The sequence below is a fragment of the Sulfuritalea sp. genome (genome assembly GCF_017302275.1).
Classification (GTDB): domain Bacteria; phylum Pseudomonadota; class Gammaproteobacteria; order Burkholderiales; family Rhodocyclaceae; genus Sulfuritalea.
Genome location: NZ_JAFLDR010000001.1, coordinates 78,447 through 98,534, shown reverse-complemented (window position 1 = coordinate 98,534; position 20,088 = coordinate 78,447). Strand labels below are relative to the sequence as shown.

General features: G+C 57.0%; 19 protein-coding genes. 12 read left to right on the top strand and 7 right to left on the bottom strand.

Translation table 11 applies throughout. The features are described 5' to 3' along the window. Positions 1-67: 67 nt before the first annotated feature. Positions 68-1,294 carry a benzoate/H(+) symporter BenE family transporter gene (locus J0M27_RS00205; protein WP_294986298.1) on the bottom strand — a complete coding sequence of 409 codons (1,227 nt, stop codon included), beginning with the start codon at positions 1,292-1,294 and terminating at the stop codon, positions 68-70. 140 nt (positions 1,295-1,434) lie between these two features. Here J0M27_RS00205 and J0M27_RS00200 point away from each other — a divergent pair, with 140 nt between their 5' ends. Next, positions 1,435-2,988, top strand: a complete 1,554-nt coding sequence (locus J0M27_RS00200) for a PLP-dependent aminotransferase family protein (RefSeq protein WP_294986296.1) — start codon at positions 1,435-1,437, stop codon at positions 2,986-2,988. Between the two features lie 406 nt (positions 2,989-3,394). On the opposite strand, the gene J0M27_RS00195 is transcribed toward J0M27_RS00200, so the two are convergent. The 3 genes from J0M27_RS00195 to rnk all read right to left on the bottom strand — a co-directional run bounded on the left by J0M27_RS00195 (position 3,395) and on the right by rnk (position 6,008). Further along, positions 3,395-3,988, bottom strand: coding sequence for a hypothetical protein (locus tag J0M27_RS00195; RefSeq protein WP_294986294.1), 594 nt, complete (start codon positions 3,986-3,988; stop codon positions 3,395-3,397). A 686-nt stretch (positions 3,989-4,674) separates the two neighbouring features. Next, on the bottom strand, positions 4,675-5,487 hold the full coding sequence (locus J0M27_RS00190; protein ID WP_294986292.1) for a sulfite exporter TauE/SafE family protein: 813 nt from the start codon (positions 5,485-5,487) through the stop codon (positions 4,675-4,677). A gap of 125 nt (positions 5,488-5,612) precedes the next feature. Continuing rightward, positions 5,613-6,008, bottom strand: a complete 396-nt coding sequence (rnk, locus tag J0M27_RS00185) for a nucleoside diphosphate kinase regulator (RefSeq protein ID WP_294986290.1) — start codon at positions 6,006-6,008, stop codon at positions 5,613-5,615. Between the two features lie 157 nt (positions 6,009-6,165). Here rnk and J0M27_RS00180 point away from each other — a divergent pair, with 157 nt between their 5' ends. Then, entirely contained in the window at positions 6,166-7,086 is a 921-nt protein-coding gene (locus J0M27_RS00180; protein WP_294986288.1) for a LysR substrate-binding domain-containing protein, read from the top strand. A 401-nt stretch (positions 7,087-7,487) separates the two neighbouring features. After that, complete coding sequence (gene gdhA / locus J0M27_RS00175) at positions 7,488-8,831, top strand: NADP-specific glutamate dehydrogenase (protein WP_294986286.1); 1,344 nt, start codon at positions 7,488-7,490, stop codon at positions 8,829-8,831. A 172-nt stretch (positions 8,832-9,003) separates the two neighbouring features. On the opposite strand, the gene J0M27_RS00170 is transcribed toward gdhA, so the two are convergent. The 3 genes from J0M27_RS00170 to J0M27_RS00160 form a co-directional block, all read right to left on the bottom strand. Then, on the bottom strand, positions 9,004-9,177 hold the full coding sequence (locus tag J0M27_RS00170) for a hypothetical protein (RefSeq protein ID WP_294986284.1): 174 nt from the start codon (positions 9,175-9,177) through the stop codon (positions 9,004-9,006). 253 nt (positions 9,178-9,430) lie between these two features. Continuing rightward, complete coding sequence (locus J0M27_RS00165; RefSeq protein WP_294986283.1) at positions 9,431-9,847, bottom strand: hypothetical protein; 417 nt, start codon at positions 9,845-9,847, stop codon at positions 9,431-9,433. 636 nt (positions 9,848-10,483) lie between these two features. Continuing rightward, positions 10,484-10,852, bottom strand: coding sequence for a helix-turn-helix domain-containing protein (locus J0M27_RS00160; RefSeq protein WP_294986281.1), 369 nt, complete (start codon positions 10,850-10,852; stop codon positions 10,484-10,486). A gap of 162 nt (positions 10,853-11,014) precedes the next feature. Here J0M27_RS00160 and J0M27_RS00155 point away from each other — a divergent pair, with 162 nt between their 5' ends. The 9 genes from J0M27_RS00155 to J0M27_RS00115 all read left to right on the top strand — a co-directional run bounded on the left by J0M27_RS00155 (position 11,015) and on the right by J0M27_RS00115 (position 20,065). Next, positions 11,015-11,338 (top strand): hypothetical protein, encoded by a 324-nt coding sequence (locus tag J0M27_RS00155; RefSeq protein ID WP_294986279.1) that lies wholly within the window; start codon positions 11,015-11,017, stop codon positions 11,336-11,338. 102 nt (positions 11,339-11,440) lie between these two features. Continuing rightward, positions 11,441-12,043, top strand: coding sequence for a FlhC family transcriptional regulator (locus J0M27_RS00150; RefSeq protein WP_294986277.1), 603 nt, complete (start codon positions 11,441-11,443; stop codon positions 12,041-12,043). 108 nt (positions 12,044-12,151) lie between these two features. Further along, entirely contained in the window at positions 12,152-12,649 is a 498-nt protein-coding gene (locus J0M27_RS00145; protein ID WP_294986275.1) for a S26 family signal peptidase, read from the top strand. A gap of 72 nt (positions 12,650-12,721) precedes the next feature. Further along, on the top strand, positions 12,722-14,923 hold the full coding sequence (gene mobH / locus J0M27_RS00140; protein WP_294986273.1) for a MobH family relaxase: 2,202 nt from the start codon (positions 12,722-12,724) through the stop codon (positions 14,921-14,923). Positions 14,924-14,991: 68 nt separating this feature from the next. Next, positions 14,992-15,615, top strand: coding sequence for a type-F conjugative transfer system protein TraW (gene traW / locus J0M27_RS00135; RefSeq protein WP_294986272.1), 624 nt, complete (start codon positions 14,992-14,994; stop codon positions 15,613-15,615). After that, a complete protein-coding gene (traU, locus tag J0M27_RS00130) occupies positions 15,599-16,609 on the top strand; it encodes a conjugal transfer pilus assembly protein TraU (protein WP_294986270.1) in 1,011 nt (336 codons plus the stop codon). Before traW ends, traU begins: the two co-directional genes overlap by 17 nt. Positions 16,610-16,626: 17 nt before the next feature. Further along, positions 16,627-17,355, top strand: a complete 729-nt coding sequence (gene trbC / locus J0M27_RS00125) for a type-F conjugative transfer system pilin assembly protein TrbC (RefSeq protein ID WP_294986269.1) — start codon at positions 16,627-16,629, stop codon at positions 17,353-17,355. Between the two features lie 20 nt (positions 17,356-17,375). After that, a complete protein-coding gene (locus tag J0M27_RS00120) occupies positions 17,376-18,461 on the top strand; it encodes a hypothetical protein (RefSeq protein ID WP_294986267.1) in 1,086 nt (361 codons plus the stop codon). Next, the gene (locus J0M27_RS00115; protein WP_294986266.1) at positions 18,458-20,065 is read left to right on the top strand and encodes a conjugal transfer protein TraN; all 1,608 of its coding nucleotides are present in this window, start codon (positions 18,458-18,460) and stop codon (positions 20,063-20,065) included. Before J0M27_RS00120 ends, J0M27_RS00115 begins: the two co-directional genes overlap by 4 nt. Positions 20,066-20,088 lie beyond the last annotated feature (23 nt).

The window sequence follows — 20,088 nt, the reverse complement described above, 5'->3', positions numbered from 1 at the left end:
CTGGTTCAAGATACTTTCTCCTGTGTGGGTAGCTAATAATGGGTCTGATGTGATTGCGTGTCCGGGCCTATCGTCCATCCCCTACACCGGAGCGACTCAAGCGCGGAAACCACCGCGACATGCGAACGTCGCCATGGATCAGTCCGTGCGCTAGCAGGCCTGCCGCAAGTCCCCAGAACGCACCACCCAGTCCGAACAGCGTGATATTGGCCGCAGTGGCGAGGAAGGTGATCAGCGCCGTTTCGCGTCCGCGCAAATCGACCAGTGCCGTGGCAAGGCTGCCACCAATCGCCCCGAGCAAGGCGAGGCCGGCCAGCGTCGTGATGAAGGTCGGCGGCAGTACCACGAACAAGGCTGCCAGCGTCGTGCCAAAGACACCAACAAGGACGTAGAACACGCCGCAGGCGAGACCGGCGATATAGCGCTTCCCGGCTTCTTCGTGCGATTCCTTGCCGGTGCAGATCGCGGCCGTGATCGCCGCAACGTTGAAGGCATGCGAGCCGAACGGCGCCATCAACAGTGAGCCGAATCCCGTCACGGTGAGGATCGGATTGGCACTGGTCTTGAATCCGTCGTTGCGGAGAACCAGCATGCCCGGCATGTACTGTCCGGTCAGCGTGATGACGAACAGAGGGAACGCGACGCTGAGCAGCGCGGTCATCGAGAAGGCGGGGGACGTGAATACCGGCATGGCCAGTTCCAGGGCCACGGCGTCGAAGCTGACCTGCCCCATCCCGAGCAGGAGTGCGATGCCGGCGATCAGCACGCCGACGATCGCATAGCGTGCGGTAAACCGGCGCAGCAAAGCATAGGTGAGAATTAACGCGCCGACGAGCAATGGGTCCATGCCCGCACCGCCAAACGCACCGATACCGAAGCGCAGCAGAATGCCGGCGAGCAGCCCTGCGGCGATACCGGGCGGAATCATCTTCACGACCCGCTCGAAATAGCCCGACGCTCCCAGCACGATGAAGCCGATGGCGGACAACATGTAGGCGCCGATCATTTCCGCGTAAGGCGTATTTGGTAGCACGGCAATGAGGAAGGCCGCGCCCGGCGTGGACCAGGCGGTGATGATCGGCTCGCGATAGCGGAAACTCAGCCAGGCGCCTGTCAATCCGACGCCAATCGAGACCGACCAGATCCATGAAGCCGTCTGCTCGGGACTGAGCCCCGCCACCTTCGCCCCCTGAAATACCAGGATGAATGTGCCGCCGTAATTGACGATAACGGAGATGAGTGCCGCGATGATCGGGTGCGTCAGGTCCGTAGGCCGGATGGAATCGGTACTCATGCGCCGTGTCCTTGAATGTGATTGAGTTGCATGGGGCGCAGAATGCCTGCAAAATGGCCTCATTAAAATATCCACTTATGTAAATATTTAAGGCCACTTAGGCCGTTGTGAGTGGCATTGAAATAGAACGGGAATCCCGCATGAAGACGCGTGCCACCGCTTATCCGATCTGGAACCGCTTTCATCGGTCGCCTGATGACCCGCTGTCTTTGCGCGAGCAACTGGTACGGTTCTTTCGCAAAGGCGTGGCCGACGGCACCTTGCAACCCGGTATTCGGTTGCCGGCCTCGCGCGTGCTGGCGCAGGAACTCGGTATATCGCGGATTACCGTCTCCGGCGCTTATGAGCAACTTGTCGCAGAGGGCTTTCTGGAAGCGCGGCGGGGAGCCGGAACCTATGTGGCAGCGCGGATTGCCAAGCAAAAGCCGCTTTCATCTGCGTCTTGGTCTCAGGAACGACAACGCGCGCCTGTTTCGGTACGGGCGGGTCGTCTGGTAGGGGTGGATTCAATGTCAATGGCGCGTGCGGCATGGCCACTCACGCCCGGTCTGCCGGCACTGGATGCGTTCCCCTATGCGCTTTGGGGCCGCCTCGAAGGCCGCTTCTGGCGTCGCCGGCCGACTCCCGATCTCTCTTACGGCGATCCCCAGGGCTTTCTGCCGTTGCGCGAGGCCTTGGCAGAGTATCTGGGCGCCGCGCGTGGTGTTGTCTGCAATGCGCAGCAGATCATCATCGCGCCTGGTGCGCAAGCTGCGATTGCGATCGCTACACTGACACTTACCGATATTGGCGATCGCGTCTGGGTCGAAAACCCTGGGTACGATGCCGCGTACCGTAGCCTGGTTCTTGCCGGGGTGACTGCGGTGGGTATCCGTGTCGATGCCGAAGGGCTGGATGTTGACGATGGACGGAACCGCGCTCCCGACGCACGACTCGCCATGGTGTCTCCATCGCATCAATACCCGCTGGGCGTCACCATGAGTCTGGCGCGGCGTCTCGCGTTGCTGCAATGGGCCAATGAGGCCAACGCATTCATCCTTGAAGACGATTACGACAGCGAATTTCGCTATGAATGCGCACCGGCACCGGCACTTAAGGCGCTTGATGGCGACAACGGAAGCGTGATTTACATCGGTACGCTCAGCAAGTTGCTTGCCCCCGGTTTGAGGCTGGGCTTCCTGGTTGCTCCCGACGACTTGATCGACGCGCTATGCGCCGTGCGCAATGGAACTGACCATCGTGTTCCGATGCCGCTCCAGGCGACGGCGGCCGACTTCATTGGCAATGGTCACCTGGGCGCGCACATTCGGCGCTCCAAAGTGCTCTACGCCGAACGGCGCGCCGCGTTGCTGTCCGCGATCAATTCGGAAGGCAGCGGATGGCTGACCATGCCGACAGCTTCGACCGGCCTGCACATGGTCACCGAGTTGCCTGACTGTTGCAACGATCAGGCGCTAGCGGCGGCCGCGCGGATGCGGCAGATTGGCGTGACTCCCTTGTCGGGATATTTTGTCAATGCCTTCAGAACGCAACGACAGGGGCTGCTGATGGGATTTGGAAATACCCGAGCGGAATCGATGAAGGGGGCGATTCGGACGCTATGTCGCCTGATCGAAGCTGGTAGCAAATCGTCAAGTATCTATTCGGGTGGTGATAGATCAAACAACGAGTCACTAACCATGACAAGTTATTGAAGAACATTGACTGTCCAGTTACCTGGCTCGGCCAGTGATTGATCTGTTCCAAATCCCGGCTCCCATCAATTGAAGGTTGTGAAGCACCCATTGGACACGCTGCGGCACCAACGTTCTTCTGGGGTGGTTACTCCGCCAGGGCTAAGGCAGGTCATCGCCGAATGCTTGATCCTGATGGGTGGCTGGCGCAATTCGTCGCAGCCATATATTGAAGAAACGGGCGTGGTCTGAAACTGCAGATGGGAAGTTGAAAGAATAGAAATTGGCGGCTAAACCCGCCACGGGTTTGTTTGCTCGCTTGACACAGGCCGGCTAATGGGTGACCGCCTTGATCTGGCCTCATTACAAGCGAGGCTTGGGACCAGCGTGCTGAGTTGGGACTTAAGTCACGATTCAACAGCAAGCTTTACTCATTGGCTAACAGGTCTGGAGTAGATAAAGGCTTAACGAGTTCGAGGTTGGCGCACAGCATGTTGCAGAACAGGCTACCCTGCTCGATCGCATCATCCAGCGCCACGTGGGTATGGGCAACGGGATCAAACCACTCGGGCGGCATCGATTGCTTGCCACAAGCGCGATACGGTTTACGCATCATCGCCATCGCGTAAGTCTTGATGTCGATTGCCGAATAGCCGAAGGGGTTCTCGCCTGCATATTGGGTGAGATACCAATACACGAAAGAAAAATCAAAAACGGCTGGGTAGGCGACGAAGACCGGCTTTCCGGGCAGGGCCTTGAGCCATGCCAAGTAGCGTGGCATGGCAACTCGCGGATGTTCGAGATTCTGCCTGCACGCCGACCACGCGTCAGCCTGCGTTGCCCACCAGGCGGTGGTTTTCGGATCAGCGGTGAATTCCGGCAGCGTTTCCAGATTGGCGGTATAGGTTGACAATAGCCTTTTGTCGGCCGAGTACGCTGCCGATCCAATGCTCAACATCGAGTGCTTTCCTGCCACCGGACCGTCGGTCTCGACGTCAGTGCTGACGTAGATCTCATTCATGGGCACTTTCCTCCGGGTTTCGATATCTATCCAACACAAGGTTCTGTGGAACCCCAACGTAATATCCATTGACAGGCGACGACGGAAATCGACCGTGTGGCACGCAAATTCGATATTCTCATAAATTAAGCTCTCGGTTGCTGGGCTGCGGAAGGTCCAAACATGGATTCGTGTGTAGAGCAGAATTACCCCAGTGCGAAATTCTTGTGTGTCACCGCTTGATGACCGCACTTCTATTCGGGAGGCGCTTTGGGGCGTCTTTTTGCATCTGAGAAGGCAGAGATCTCAATGAATTGTGCTTTGAACGGGTGAATGACGTGGTTGAGCATGTGAAGGCATGGCAATGTATCGGCTGCGGCAAAATCGATGCTCCACAGACCTGCATCGGAATTTGTCAAGACTGTCGGGTGGAGTTCGTCTATGCCTTTGAATAAGATCAGGCGCTTGTCGAGTTGAAGCAGGAACGCGAGCGGGCAAGATCTCTTGAAACGCTGGTTCGCCAATTAGCCCGGACCACACTGAGCGAGGGAGGGTGGGAACGATCCTACCGCGCCATGCAAGGTCAGGCCCGGACAATTCTGGCGGGATTCGCAAATGGCAGCCGCGATGCTGCCAATACCCAGGGCGTCGAAAATGCGCTCAAGCCATGAGTCTTGGCAGTCCCGATACCGCACCTGCCATGGTCATTAACCGCGAAGCAAGAACAGCGTGGTCATGATCAAACCGGTGGTGACGATACCGGTCCGCAGCACGGGCGCAGATATACGCCGCGCAATACGCGCGCCAAAATAGCCTCCTGCAGTCGCAGCGATCATCATCACCAATGCCTGCGGCCAGGCTACGACCCCTCCCCAGGCATAGACCGCGACAGCGATCGCGGTCAGCAATGCCGAAACCACGTTCTTCATGCCATTCATTGCATTCAGATTGGTTTGGCCGAGCAAACCGAACAGCGCCAGCAGCAGGATACCGAGCCCGCCATTGAAGTAGCCGCCATAAATGGAGACGGCCAGCATGCCGGCAGCAGATTTCGCCACCGAGGCGCGGCCGCTTTGGCTGCCTTTGAGTCTGCGTAGCAGCAGCGGACTGACGGCAAATAGCAGTGTTGCAACCAGCAACAGCCAGGGCACGACCTTGCTGAAGGTGCGGTCATCAGTCACCAGCAGCAGAGCCGCGCCCAGCGCACCACCGACTAGGCTGAGAATAGTCAGATTGCGCAACGACAGGCCGGGTAGTGCCTCCATATCTTCTCGAAAGCCCAAGGCGCCGGAAACATAGCCGGGGAACAGGGCAACGGTGCCGGTGGCATTCGCGGCAACCGGTGGCATGCCGGTAAAAACCAGTGCCGGCAGCGTCAGGAAACTGCCGCCACCGGCGACGGCATTCAGTGCGCCGGCACCGAAGGCAGCGGCGAGCAACAAAATGACATTTAGATGGTCATTTAGCACTAAATAGGCGTTAGTGTTGCGCGCGCGCCATTGATTGATCGGTGTGCGCATCTTTCATTGATCAGGGCCAACCTTGTGCAATCGCCCGTCCAGACCGAAAGGTGTCGGATCACACGGTGGATATCTTAAGTCGCACACGATGATCAATTTGGCGTGCGCACGAACAGTGTGCATGGCTACGCTGCTGGCGAGAGAGTTCCGGCTACCGCGGGGTTTGTGCCGCTGGATTGAGGCTGAAAGAGCACATGCTCGACGCGCAGGCGATGAACCTGGCCATTCGGCAAATTCCATTCAATCGACTGTCCGGTACTCAGGCCCAGCAAAGCGCAACCGACAGGGGCCAATACAGAAACCCGGCCAGCCACGGAATCTGCTTCATTGGGGTAAACCAACTCGATTTCACGTGTCGTACCGGTGCTTTCGTCAGAGTAGACCAGGCGGGTGTTCATGGTGACCACGTTTTCCGGAATACGATCCGATGGAGCTACAATGGCCCGATCCAGCTCTTCGGCTAGGTCATGATCTCCGAGAATTTCGCGCAAGCGCACATAATCATCCAAACAGATGACCAAGTCACTCCGTAGTCTGTCACGGTAGGTTGTCGCTTCATTGCGCGGGTGGGTTGCTGTAGTTTCGTGTCTCATAATGGTGCATGCTACCTAAAAACAATGCGATTGATTAGCTACACGATTGGAATCAGAATGTCTCTCCTAGGAATACAATAGCCACATGCTTGATTTGAATTTGTTGACCGTATTTTCGCGCGTGGTAGAAGCCGGCAGCTTTGCCGAGGCCGCGCGGCGCCTGTCGAGTTCCCGTTCGGTGGTGAGCAAAGCCGTCGCCAAACTGGAAGTGGCTCTCGGTGCGCGACTACTCAATCGCACGACCCGCCACTTGAGCCTGACCGAGATTGGCGCAGCGGTTGCCGAGCATGGTCGCCGTATCGCCGAAGAAGCGGCGGATGTCGAGAATCTTGTTGCCAGCCTCACATCCGAACCTCGCGGCGTACTAAGAATAAGTGCATCCGTTGCTTTTGGGACGCTTCATGTCGCACCGGCACTCGCCGAATTTCTGCCCCAATATCCAAAAATCAAGGTGGACCTGACGATCACCGACCGGTGGGTTGATCTTGCCGAGGAGGGCTACGATCTGATGATTCAGGTTACGGGGCAACCGCAAGAACATTTGGTTGCCCGAAAGCTGGCGCCCGTCCGTCGCCAATTGTGTGCAACCCCTGAGTATTTTCGTCAGCGGGGCATTCCGCAAACGCCGATGGATCTGGTAACCCACAACTGTCTCGATTACACCCGCTCAGGCGAACAGGGGCGTTGGCTTTTTACCGGGCCGGCGGGTGATATTTCCGTACCGGTGAATGGCCCCCTACATGTGGACGATGACGAAGCGCTATCGCAAGCCGTACTTGGCGGACTGGGGATGGGCTTGCTGCCAACCTTTATCGTTGGCAAGGACATTCAGAGCGGGCGCCTGCAAGCCGTCTTGTCGGAATACATCCCGGTAGAACGCCATGTTTACGCTATGTATCTGCCAACGCGACATTTGCCAAGCAAGGTCAGGGTATTCATTGATTTTTTGTTGACGCACATTGGCACCCCACCTTATTGGGATCGTTCAGAACAGACTGAGATCTAGTATCTGGCGGCCGTGCACGGTCTGGTCTGTAGTGTGGCGGCTTTGCACTATTTCAAACCGATGCCACCTGATCCTCTAGTGATTGCAATAGCCAAGGATTCTGTCATTCATGCCAAGCTCATGACCGGCGGCTTACTGAAGTACGCCGGTTGCCTGGTAACGCATCTTTCCGACTCAGTCAGCGTCTTTTGGCGGTTGCAGATGGTGGCGATTAGAATGGCATGCGCACCATCTCAGTGCAAATGGTGTGAAGACGCCCCTTGAATTCAATAAGATAAAGTTATTGCTGAACCGCATTCAATTGGCGCATGTCAATTCACGCCGGTGCATGGATTTCGCGTATTCATAGTTGATCGCAATTCACGCGTCTATACGTTATTTACTCTATTAAGGAATCAGAAGTGAAGTACAAAGACCTGTCGGAATTCATGGCCCACGTCAAAGCCCGCGACCCCCATCAACCCGAGTTTCATCAAGCCGTGCAGGAAGTCATGGGTAGCCTGTGGTGCTTCATCAAAGCCAACCCGCATTACGCCGATGCCGGTATTCTGGAGCGTCTGGTGGAGTCCGAACGGATCATTCAGTTTCGCGTGTCCTGGGTGGATGATCACAACAAGACCCAGACCAACCGGGCGTTTCGCATTCAGCACAGTTCTGCCATTGGCCCGTTCAAGGGCGGTATGCGTTTTCATCCGTCGGTCAACCTGTCGATTCTGAAGTTTCTGGCATTTGAGCAGACATTCAAGAATGCTTTGACCACTCTGCCCATGGGTGGCGGCAAGGGCGGCTCTGACTTTGACCCGAAAGGCAAGAGTCGTAACGAAGTGATGCGTTTCTGTCAGGCCTTGATGGTGGAGTTGTACCGCCACCTCGGCCCCGATACCGACGTACCTGCAGGCGACATAGGCGTTGGCGGGCGTGAAGTGGGCTTCATGGCCGGCATGATGAAAAAGCTTTCAAACAACGCCGCTTGTGTTTTCACTGGTAAAGGCCTGACCTTTGGCGGCAGTTTGGTTCGCCCGGAGGCCACCGGTTATGGGCTGGTGTATTTTGTAAGAGATATGCTGGCCCACAACAAGCTCAGTATGGAGGGTATGCGCGTGTCGGTGTCGGGCTCGGGCAATGTGTCGCAATACGCCATCGAAAAGGCCATGGAACTGGGTGCCAAAGTGGTGACCGCCTCTGACTCCGGTGGCACGGTGATTGATGAAGCCGGCTTTACTAGCGAGAAGCTGGCGATTTTGATGGACATCAAAAACAGGCATTACGGTCGTGTTGAAGAATACGCCCAGCAACTGGGTCTGCGTTATGAAGCAGGCAAGACGCCTTGGGGCGTGCCGGTGGACATTGCCTTGCCCTGTGCCACGCAAAATGAAGTCAATGGCGACGACGCACGTGAACTGGTTAAAAACGGTGTCAAGTGCGTGGCTGAAGGTGCCAACATGCCCTCCAATCTCGACGCGATTGAAGTTTTTCTGCATAACAAGATTCTTTACGGCCCGGGTAAGGCTGCCAATGCCGGGGGCGTGTCGACATCAGGTCTGGAGATGACACAAAATGCCGAACGTCTTCCCTGGGGTCGCGATGAGGTCGATGCCCGTTTGCGCCTTATCATGACCGACATCCATAGCAACTGCGTGTGCTACGGCGAGCGTGAAGGCGGCTTTGTCAACTATGTCGATGGTGCCAACATTGCCGGCTTCGTAAAAGTGGCTGACGCTATGGCGGCACAAGGCGTGTATTGATTGCGGCTTGCCAGACCTATCTTTTGAAGACGGTCTGGCAGTTGTGCTGATCACACGAACTTTGTCGGGTGCATTCAAATCGCAATCTTCTACAGTTCATTAGCGCTTCAGCCCCACGCAACTAACAGGCCTGATGGCATGTCTCCCAAGAAGCTCACCGCTAGGAGATCGGTCATTGATCATGTGGCTGCAATGGGCACTTAGGGTGAGTAGCGATTTTCGATAAGCTGCCGCTCAGATTGGTCACCCAGAATTCTTTGCCGGTGATTTGATGAACGGCGGCAATACGCATTGTTGCTGCCCCTAAAGCAGCAAGCGCCCAATGGCCGTTCAGGCCGACGAGCACTCATAGATGGCGATATTGTGAGCGTCGGCAGCCAGGGGCGCTGCTGCCTTTCATTTTGTTGAATCAGTGAACCGAAAATGTCGGTACCTGGCCGGTTGCCAACCACCATTCAAAGCCTCCAATTTCTCCACCAACGATTGCGGAAGGGCTTGGTACGCAACCCTAAAGCCGACGCTCGCATGGATCAACAGGGACCATACAGAAGCCCGCAGAGTTGCTGCTTGACGAGCTCGATGTATCGGAAACGAATGAACTACAGTCGCGGGCAATTCACCCTCCCCAGGGCAGCCTCGTCGATATGGCGCTGCAAAGCCCTCGATGGCTTCCAGCTTCCTCCTTGGGCGACGAAGCGGGTGGTTGCGTCGACGACGATCGTTGCTCCCTTGGGCTCAGCGGCCAGTGGCGCCAACGCCAGCTCGGCTCGTACCCGTTGATGGTGGTCGAATGTGCCAGCGTCAAAGTATCCTTCGTCATCAAAGGCGAGAAAACCAAACGTGTTCCAAACGACGCGAATCGGCTGGCGGTCCAGCAGTTCTACGGCGACGTCGGTCATACGCACTCGAGCCCCGGCGAAACGGGTTAAGCGGCAACTCGTCGGATCCCGGAGCATCTGGTTGAACTTTGCACTCGGCAGGCGATACAGACCGTCGTCTTGGTCGAGCAAAAACATGCGGCATGAAATTCCCATCACGTGTCAGTCCTAATTGAACCGACCAACCCCACCTGCCACCCGACACAGTGGACAGACTGGGGGGCGGCATTGCTGCGCGGGTCAATTGCCAGCGTCATCGTCGGAAATTTCGATTACGCAGTCATGAAGATCAACCGGTGTGAAACCAGGTTTCATCGTCGTTGGTGCACGAGGCAAGTGCTCATGCTCTCACATCAAATCCGGCAGCTGATCGCGGGGCACCAGCAGCCAGACCAATCGGCCCTGACCAGGCGTCCTCTCGATGAATCCCAGCTCTCCATACTCAGGACCATCTGATGGACCGCTGGCGGTGACACGCGGAAATACCGCTGCATGTCTGCTTCCGACGGCGAACACAGGTGGATCTTTGAGTAATAGTAGATGAAGGCGAGGTACTGCCCCTGCCTTGCGGTATAGCTGCGGATAAGTCGCGCCGCATTTTCGCTCCGGTGGTCGCTTGCGTCATTGGGTTCAAGCGCGCGAATGCTCATCACAGCAAACTGGGGAACTGGCTGCCGGGAGCAATCTGGCATCGGGTCCGGTGTCGCTTTTCCTCGGAATATGCATTCTTCAAGTGAATATTGCCAGTACCAAAGTAGTATGAAAGCGGAAGAACTATGCGCGTTTCCGCGCCAACTTGCCGACCAGCAACTCCAGATCGGCTACTCGTTTCGCTTCCTGAACGCGAGAAAAAATCTCTTCCAGGACGGCAGATCGCTTGTCGTCCTGGATGCCACTAAGAAGTCCCTCGATCGCCATCAGACGGCGAACCAGTTCGGCGTCCGCCTCGGTCTTGGTGTCGCTATCGCCATTATTCGAGGGGGCGCGCATATCCCCTTTACCGGTGAGCAGCCAGTGCAGGTCGACTCCCGTGCTGGCAATGGCGAGTAATGATTCACCACTGGGCACGCTATGGCGGCCCTCGTACTTTCGGATCGCGCTGAGATGAACCCCGGTGGCCTCTGCGAACCTCACCTGGGTCATTTCCAGTACATCTTTCCGCCAGAGTCGAAGCCGAGCTGCGATGTCGTTTTCGGGTGTCGAATTCAAAAGCATCCTCTTTCGGTTTCTTTTACAATTGACAGAAGACCGAACGATGTATATCGTTAGTCACCGTGGATAGTAGTCCAATTTTGGAAAAGCGACATGAATGACATCATTTCGATTAACCGCCAGTTTCTCATAATGGCGAGAGAAGCATCGAAGTCCAGGTCCGGAGAGATCATGACGGGGCTATCCCGAACCGCTCTGGACCGCATCGCCCAGATGACTCTGGATGAGATCGATGCGATGGCGCGAGACATAGGCATCAGCGTCATCAGCATCAGGCTGACGGAAACCGAAATGGATCGTCTTCTGTCGCTCCAGGGCTTGCAAAAAGCGGCCTATTCGGTCTCTATTGCGGCATCTGCCAGACCACGTGGAGGGACAGGTTCCTTCCCGACATCCCGACAGGCAACTGAAGCATGAGGCCAGGGATTTCAGCGTGAGGAATTGTCAGGCTCACACCCATGACGCTTTGTTCCGAGAGGCGAGCTTCGCGTTCGATGGCTTCCTTGGCGGTCAGCAGCCATGGACTACGCCAAACGGCAACGTGTCTTTCACATCAAAGCAGGATGTACTGCTCAGGGCGCGCCGGGCATTTCCGCGGAAGCGGCAAGTCTTCCCGTTTATCGAACCGAGGCGATAGGGAGTTCGGTGGTGGTCGCCTTAGCTGAACTCGAAAATCTTCAACAGGCCCACGAGCTCATTCGCGCCGGGCTGCGACTGTCCATCATTCGAGGCATGACACGCATCGGGACGCGAACATTGCGGCAATGGTGGAAAGATGTTCACGGCGTAAAACCCTCGAACGGGAAATTGCCGGAGACTGTACTGTCCTTCATCAAGGATCGTGACTCTGCGGCCCGACTGTCGGCATTTGCCGCACTCCATCAACGCATCTTTGCCTCAGACTTGACCACGACCAGTCTGATGACGACATGGCGGGAATATCAGCGGATTTGCGGTCCCCTGGACATCAACGCCGCCTACTTTGCTGCGCGTGACGTGCGGGTAAAAATCGTCATGCTCGTGCAGTGCCAGGTGTGCAATGCGGCGTTCATCTACGACGCCGGCAGCAAACATACCGATCACTGCCCGTTTTGCGAAACCAGAGTGGTTGTCGCCGATTAAGGGTCTCGGAGCAATCGACGCCAGGCTGTGATCGCCTTTTTTTGAAAAGCTGCCGAGACGTGCGCTTATCGGGCTGAAATTGGCTGGGGCGATGGCTAGCATCCTCTGATGCTCAACCTCATCTATCGGCACCTTGCCAAAAACGCACCCGGTTATCTTTGGCTGCTGGCCATAGGTGTCTTGGCTGGACGGTACCTCGCCGTATCGATCAACGTCTCGGACTCCCTGTCAGGCAAGGTCTATCTCATTCAAAAGGGAGTCAAGCCAGAACTGGGAGATTTTGCGGCCTTCCGTTATCAGGGCGGGGGTCCCTATGCACCTGAAGCATGGTTCCTCAAGCGCGTCACTGGCATCGCCGGAGCGAACGTGAGTAGTGTCGATCTGGGATCGGGATACGCTGAATTTTTCGTTGACGGGAAATCTGTTGGACGGGCAAAACCAAAAGCGAAGTCGGGTATTCCCCTGATGCCCGGACCCACGGGAACAATTCCTCCGAGGCACTACTACATGGCCGCACCGCATCCGGATAGCCTGGATTCCAGATATGCGCTCGTCGGATGGGTCGATGATGAGCACGTCATCGGCCGCGCTTTCCAGATTCTTTGAGGTTCCCAGCGAGCTCTTGCGCTGAAGCCTCCGTAGCAATCGAAGCCGCAGCAATGGCCTGAATGCCTGCTGATGTTCTGGCGAAAAAGGAAATCAGCACCTCTGCCTGAGCCGTTACGCGCCGGCGAGTCCATCTACCGCTGGGGCGATGACGAAATTCCACGTTATCCGCCTTTCATGAAAGGGCTGCCCGTCGTCCCCCCGGAAAAGCTGCTTGAGACCCAGAAGGAACTGCTGGACAGGATTTCCAACTCGGCCATCGCCACGCCGGAGATTTTTCAGAAGCATTATCTGTCGGCGATAAAGCGCTTCGCTTCGTTTTCGCATCTGTTGCCGGCGTCGCAGTCGCACCATCATCGAGGAGCTGGGGGCTTGCTGCGACATGCCATCGAAGTGGGTTTGTGGGCGCTTCAATCCGCGGATCGGGTTCTGTTGAAATCGGCCATTTCCCCAAAACACCGACGCGAAATGGAGCCGCGCTGGCAGCTGGCGGTCTTTCTCGCCGCCCTGTGCCACGACGCGGGCAAACCCGTCACCGATTTGACGGTGACCAACAAGGATCGCACGTCGACTTGGCATCCGATCACGGATGACCTCCATGTTTGGGCAACCAGGAATGGTATCAACGCCTACTTCCTGGAGTGGCGCGAGGGGCGAGGGCGCCAGCACACCGCGCTCTCCAGCCTCATTGCAGAGCGAATCATCGGGGTCGAGTCCCTCGCATGGATCGCGGAAGGCGAAACCGAACTGGTGGTCTGGCTGATGGAATCCCTGGCCTGCAATCCCGGTCCGACCAACCTCATCTACGAACTGGTCATCAAGGCCGATCAAACGAGCGTGGAACGCGATCTCAAGACACTCGGGGTAGCCATGGCCGGCTACGACCTGGGTGTGCCCGTAGAGCGTCATCTGATCGACATCATGCGCAGGTTTGTCCGGGAGGGGGTGTGGCTTGTCAATCAGCCCGGGGCAAGGCTGTGGAACATCGAAGGACATGTCTATCTGGTGTGGCCCGCTGCCGGTGAAGAGTTGGCGCGCCAGATCAAGGAGGATGGCATGCCGGGAATGCCGCGAACGCCGGAAGGCATTCTGGACATGCTGACCGATCGTGGAATGGCACTGGTTCGGATGGATGCTCCGTCCGAGGAGCGCTACTGGAAGATTGCTCCTGCCGTTCTCGCGGAGAAAATCCCGGACATCCGTCTGACGGCCATCCGATTGCGTGACGAGGCCATGGTGTCTTCCGTACCCCTTTCGTCGGCTGCAGGGCGCATCATCAACGCGGAAACGGATGCCAGCAGTCTGCCGGCGTCGGCGGTGGTCGAGGTGCAGCACGCTGGCGCGGAGATTCACAGCAACACGTCATCCTCCGCTATCACCGAATCAGCGACGACCTCTCGCGATTCGGATCCACCTAAAGATTCTTCACGGCCAGTCACTCCGCCGAAATCACCACCGGCAATCACCCGCAATCAGGAGGTCCGACCTGAGCCGGGGCCGGGTACCGAGCAAATGGAAGCGATCAAGCTCGATGGCGCCATTGGCGAAGCCATCAAGGCCCTGGCACAGGACATCAAGGCAAGAGACAAGAAATGGGGCATTGATGCCATTCCTGACCAGGATGGACATGTTTATCTCCGATGGCCCGATGCCTTTGCCGGGTATGGGCTGACTCCAAAAACGGTGCTCGACCAATTGGCCGACCGGGGCTGGCTGGTAATCGACCCCATGAGTCCGTTGAAACGAACCATCCCCAAGGAATTCGGGGATGGTGCTCATAACGCCATTCGCCTGGGCCTTGAGATCAGCAAGATTTTTCTTCTCGAATCGGGAATGAGCAATGGCGGCGAAGTCAGGCAAGCGCCAGAAATCCAAGCGCATCCGCAGACTACGCCACCTGCAAGGCCAATAACGGCGCGGAAATCGCCAGACACCCAGAAAGCAGAGGCGAAACAGCGCGTGAAGCCGAGCCCGGCGCTTGCGCCATCAACCAAGGGTACGAACCATCCCGTGTATGCCAGAGGTGGTCAGCCAGCAAACGACATCACGAAATCCGACCAGGGCGCGCCGACGATCGAGGCCCTGTTGACCGTCCTTCGATCCCTTGATAGCGAGCCCCAGCAAGATGGCTTCTGTCAGATTACCAAGATGGAGGCCATGAGAGCGTGCAAACGCCACGGCCTGAAAGTCAATCACCGTCTGCTCTGGAAATTCGATGAGCTCAAGTCGGGTCTGCTGGAACTGATGGAAGACAAGATCAAATTCAAACCCTGATTTGAAAAGCGTACGGAGTGTGTGCTTTTGGCGGCTGATTCCGAAAGCGTAACTGCCATCATCGACGGATGCGATATGCGTTCCTGGTGACTCTGCCTTGCCTGCTGCTCAACCCCGGTTTCACCCTGGCGAATGACCTGGGCGTCGTCGGCCCGACCTACGAGATTGCGGAGCGTGATCTCATCGAAGTCATGAAGGACAAATTTCGTCGAATGGAGAAGAGCGGCGAACTGGCCAGGCTGCAGGAGAGCTACAAGCAGCGGGTCATCGAGACCGTTGAAAAGCCCAAGCCCGTCCACGGAGTCAGCACCACGGAAACAGCCCGCACGTTCTACGTCGATCCCACCTGGACGCTGGACAGAAATGTCGTGGATGAGCAGGGCAAGCTCCTGTTCCCGGCCGGAACGAAGGTCAATCCGCTCGACTATGCACCGCTTACTCAATACCTGCTGTTCTTCGATCAGCGGGAAAAGGCTCAGGTCGCCTTCGCCAGGCGATTTATCGATCAGTCAAAGGCAAGGGTGAAACCCATTCTCGTCGGGGGCGAGCCGCTCAAGCTGATGCGCCAATGGAAGCGAGAGGTTTTCTACGACCAGGGCGGCGTGCTCAGCCGGAAATTTTTGCTGAAGCAATCCCCGGCGATCGTCAGTCAGGAAGGCAAGAGGTTGCGCATCGATGAAATTCATCCATAGCGTCCTCTTGCTTCTGGCGACTCTGCTAGCGGGTCTTCCGTCCCACGCTGCAACCTGCAAGGGAAAGTTTGCCAACCCGATCACGGATATCTGCTGGTCCTGCATGTTCCCCTTGCGAATCGCCGGTATCACGCTGGCATCGCTGGATCAGGAAGATACCCCCAATCCAGGCGGAAACCCGGCGTGCTTCTGCGGCAATCCCCCCAAGCTCGGCTTGAAGGTCAGTTTCTGGGAACCGGTACGTCGGGTGGATGTGGTCCGGAAACCGTTTTGCATGGTGAGCCTCGGTGGTGTCGATATCGATCCGGGATTCGATGCCCCGGTGGCCAGCCGCTACCGGCGTGACGGGCAGGACCAGTCCTCGTTCTATCAGGTGCATTGGTATGTCGACCCGATCATCTATTACCTGCAGGCGGTTCTGGACAATAGCTGCCTGGAGCAGCAAGGCTTTGATGTTGCCTACCTGACCGAGCTCGACCCGCTGTGGAAGGACGATGAACTCACCCGGCTTCTGAATCCTGATGTCTATCTGTTCGGCAACCTTCCTGCCCGTGCCGCGTGCGCAGCCGATTGCGTCACCGCAACCGCCGGTTTTCCCAACAACACCTTCTTCTGGTGTGCCGGATGTCAGGGAAATCTCTATCCGCTTAACGGCAATGTCCAGGCCCATGTGGGGGGCGTTCAGGCATCCAGTCTGGAGGTCTACCGGATCATCGCCAAGATGCACCGCGAGGGCCTGATGTGGGCCGCCTCGGGCGAAGACGGCCTGTGTGGCTACTACCCGCAGCCGGTGATGGACAAGACGGGCTACAAGTATCACATGCTCTATCCGGTTCCACAGACATCGAAGATCGCCGGGAAGTGCTGCCAGCCCCTGGGGCGCAGCACGATTCTGTGGGGGGCGGGCAAGGAGTTTCCCTATGAAGGGGAAGACTTCTCCTATCAGATCTTTCGCAAGCGCAATTGTTGTCAGGGGGCGGCGACGCTGAATTGAAGATGCGTAGGCCCTCGATGTCGATTCCCATCACGTTCCTCCCCTTGGCCCTGCTGCTGGCGGCATCCCTGTCGCTGGCGCAGGGCATTTTTTTGGAAAAGGATGAATCGAATCGATTGCCGACCCAGGGTGAAATTGATCTCGCCCGCCAGAAAACACAGGAAGCACTGAATCGCTTGCCCGATGCGCCAGTGATCCGGCAGCAGTTTGGCGGTGTCACGCCCCGAGTCGAAGCGATGCCGCGCCCGGCAACGCCGGCCCCGGACATCGCGAGCATTGCCGAGAAATTCAAAAGCCTGGGCCGAGGACACGCATCGCAGAAAGGGGCGGCGCCGGATCTGATGGTGTTCGTCTCACTCTCCATGCCCAGGGAGGCGCTGGCTCGCATCATCGATCAGTCCGAGCGCGTGGGAGCGACACTGGTATTTCGGGGCTTGAAAGGGGACTCTATGACCCGAATGGGCGAGGAGATCAGCGCGCTCATCGGCAATCGCGCAGTGTCCGCCGCCATTCATCCGCCGGCATTCCAGCAATTCACCATCACTCGGGTACCGGTGGTGGTGATCGCCCGGCCGGAAGCGGGCAGCGTCATGGATGATGGCTGCTCAAAGCCGGAAACCTTCGTCAAGGTCACCGGGGATGTCACGCTGGATTACGCCCTGGACTATATCGAGCGCAAAAGCCCGGACTGGGCGGCGACAGCGCGAAGCTTCCGAGCACGTCTCAGTGGAGCGGCATTCCAGTGAGATGGGGAATTGCCCTCGCAGTGATCTTGCTGGCGCCGTGGCTGGCAATGGCCGATCAAAACGGTGCGTTCGCCGACGGGAAATCGCTTGGCGCCTCGCTCAATCAACTGAATCGAGATGCCATCACTGCCGGAAACATCGAGAACAAGATTCCCGCGTATGGGCAGTCGGTTGCAGAGGCTACGTATTTTCAGGGGGGGAGGGGAGATACGGTAGGACCGGGAGTGAACAAGGTATCAACCTGTTCGTCGGTGACGCCTGACAGTGATGCCATCAAGCGCCAGGAATGCGAGGCCGTCAATTTCCTTGCGCGCAACCCTGATATTCGCCCTCAATTCTCCATCACTGGAAGCGACTCCATGATCCTGGAGGCCAGGAATGCCCGAACAAATGCGGAGAGTACATTCCAGTCGCTTGGCATTGCTGGAGGCACGGGCAGTAGCACCCAATGCCAGACCAGAACGGAAACAACGCCGGCACAGTTCACCACCGAGACCTGCTCATCTCTGAGAGAAATTGGGACAGAGCAATGCACGACGGGGCGCATCATCAACCTCGACACAGATGCGAACTTTCAATGCGATCAGACGATGAACGCCTATGAGAACCTGCAGTGTCGGCGTGGAAGTACCGTAACAATCGGTTTCGGCCAATGTACGCCGGGTGCATGGCTGGGCCGGGCTGCTTACGTGGATTGCAGCTGGTGCGTCGATCCCTACATGGCCATGAATATCTTTTGTGGCGGCGATGGGCGTTCCTATGACGTGGAGCCTTACCGATCCTACGACGGGGTGAATCGTTACGACTACAACTGGATTGGATACCCATGGAATGGGAGCTACGGGCTGTTTCATGTTTCCGTAGCGCCCGGTCAGTCGGTCACCGATTACTACGTCAGCAATCTGGGGTTCGGCTGCAACCTGTACGTGTACTACAGCGTGAGTTGCAGCGGGACCACGTGCACTCCTTCCATGCGCAACGTGAGTTCCGGCTGCAATTCCTCGGGTGGAACGGGCGTTGGCTCCCCGCTGGCACTGCCGATCACCAGGACGGTCAGCAACTGGACATCGGATCAGTGCGTCGCATTGAAATTGCGCGCTCAATGAAAACGCTTGCCCTCCTGCTGGTCCTGGGCGTCATCAATAGCGTCTTCGCAGCAGAGTGCCGGTTGTCGGGATCCGTTTGTGTCGACACGTCGCCAAGCAAGAACATTTCCGGCGTTCCCATCACGTTGGCGGAAGTCGGCGGATGCTGGGAGTATGAGGATACCTACGCCTGCATCAAATCAAACGCCGTCAATTACTGCCAGCCATTCGTCAACGCACAGCCTCAGTGTTGGCAAACATACTCCCAGTGCGCGCAGATGGACACCTTGTTCAACTCCGGGTGCATGAAATTCACGCAAACGTGGCGGTGCAACGATCAGACAATGCCAACGCCAGTCAATACGATCCGGCTTGACGATACCTATACGCTGCTGTCGAGTGATTTCGACCCGGGGCCATGCGCGTCGCTGGCCAGTAACGCAAGTTGCCAGATTGCCGAGAGCACGTGCATCTCGACCACCCCTCCATCCCTGCCACCAGGCATAACCACGTCCCAGGTCGCTCCTGACGGCTGCTATCAGAAGCAGAACGTGTATGCCTGCTTCACGGGACGCTCCGATACCTCCGAGTGTGACGGCTACGCATCAAACCCGAACTGCACTCTGGAATCGTCATCCTGCAATCCCGCCGACAAGATAAATGGGCAATGTACATTCGAGCAGAAGACCTTCCGTTGCATGTCTCAACCTGGCCAGACCAACACCGTCACGGATTGCTCTGGGCAACTTTTCTGCCAGAACGGCAACTGCTTCGACAAGGGCTATACCGGCGACACGGACTTCGCTCGATCCGTCGCCTTGATGGAAGCAGCACGGGAGGCGGGCGTCTATGGTGCTGAAACAGAAATATTCAAAGGCTTTGACTCACGGTGCCGGATCAAACTGTTCGGCCTGGCCAATTGCTGCAAGAAAAGCAGTGGCGGGGGAGGGTTTTCCAATTTCAACCTGCTGGGCTCGGCGCTGAGTGCCGGCGGTCAAGTGCTCGATGTCGGGTCATCCTACGTTTATGACGCCCTCTACGATGGATCCACATTGCAGCAGGGGTTGGGCGCTGCACTGGGTGTGCTGGGCGCCGATGGCCTGTTCAATCCATCCTTCAGCTTCTACGGATTTTCGTTTCAATTTCTACCCAGCCAGGGATTCATCTTCACGGGATTTGATCCAACCACATTGGCAATTCAGATTGGCGTGATGATTCTTCAGGATCTCTTGTCGTGCGAGCAACAGGAGCAGATCCTCGCCATGCGCTCCGGTCAGAATCTCTGCCACGAAATAGGGACCTATTGCTCCAGCAAGCTCAAGCTCCTGTCCATCAAGATTTGCATTGAGCATACCAAGTCATATTGCTGCTACAACAGTCGGCTGGCAAGGATCCTCAATGAACAGGGGCGGGCGCAGATTGGCAAGGGATGGGGTGGCGCGGAAAGCCCGAATTGTTCCGGTTTCACACAGACAGAATTTGCTTCCATCGACTTTTCCAGTATCGATCTGTCCGAATTCACAGCCGAAATCATGGCGAACATCAAGATGCCAAACGTTGGCACCTCTAGCCAACAAGTTCAGACCTCGGTTCAGCAGAAGGTCCAGAACTACTACCAGAGGTGAGTATGAGGATATTCAGAGCCCCG

What these genes read in the sequence shown, in the direction of transcription:
- J0M27_RS00155 (WP_294986279.1), top strand. Translation starts at nt 11,015, where the DNA reads ATGAATGACATCATTTCGATTAACCGCCAGTTTCTCATAATGGCGAGA.
- J0M27_RS00150 (WP_294986277.1), top strand. Translation starts at nt 11,441, where the DNA reads ATGGACTACGCCAAACGGCAACGTGTCTTTCACATCAAAGCAGGATGT.
- J0M27_RS00145 (WP_294986275.1), top strand. Translation starts at nt 12,152, where the DNA reads ATGCTCAACCTCATCTATCGGCACCTTGCCAAAAACGCACCCGGTTAT.
- J0M27_RS00180 (WP_294986288.1), top strand. Translation starts at nt 6,166, where the DNA reads ATGCTTGATTTGAATTTGTTGACCGTATTTTCGCGCGTGGTAGAAGCC.
- J0M27_RS00115 (WP_294986266.1), top strand. Translation starts at nt 18,458, where the DNA reads ATGAAAACGCTTGCCCTCCTGCTGGTCCTGGGCGTCATCAATAGCGTC.
- J0M27_RS00205 (WP_294986298.1), bottom strand. Translation starts at nt 1,294, where the DNA reads ATGAGTACCGATTCCATCCGGCCTACGGACCTGACGCACCCGATCATC.
- J0M27_RS00200 (WP_294986296.1), top strand. Translation starts at nt 1,435, where the DNA reads ATGAAGACGCGTGCCACCGCTTATCCGATCTGGAACCGCTTTCATCGG.
- J0M27_RS00165 (WP_294986283.1), bottom strand. Translation starts at nt 9,847, where the DNA reads ATGTTTTTGCTCGACCAAGACGACGGTCTGTATCGCCTGCCGAGTGCA.
- mobH (WP_294986273.1), top strand. Translation starts at nt 12,722, where the DNA reads ATGTTCTGGCGAAAAAGGAAATCAGCACCTCTGCCTGAGCCGTTACGC.
- traU (WP_294986270.1), top strand. Translation starts at nt 15,599, where the DNA reads ATGAAATTCATCCATAGCGTCCTCTTGCTTCTGGCGACTCTGCTAGCG.
- traW (WP_294986272.1), top strand. Translation starts at nt 14,992, where the DNA reads ATGCGATATGCGTTCCTGGTGACTCTGCCTTGCCTGCTGCTCAACCCC.
- J0M27_RS00195 (WP_294986294.1), bottom strand. Translation starts at nt 3,988, where the DNA reads ATGAATGAGATCTACGTCAGCACTGACGTCGAGACCGACGGTCCGGTG.
- J0M27_RS00160 (WP_294986281.1), bottom strand. Translation starts at nt 10,852, where the DNA reads ATGACCCAGGTGAGGTTCGCAGAGGCCACCGGGGTTCATCTCAGCGCG.
- J0M27_RS00190 (WP_294986292.1), bottom strand. Translation starts at nt 5,487, where the DNA reads ATGCGCACACCGATCAATCAATGGCGCGCGCGCAACACTAACGCCTAT.
- trbC (WP_294986269.1), top strand. Translation starts at nt 16,627, where the DNA reads ATGTCGATTCCCATCACGTTCCTCCCCTTGGCCCTGCTGCTGGCGGCA.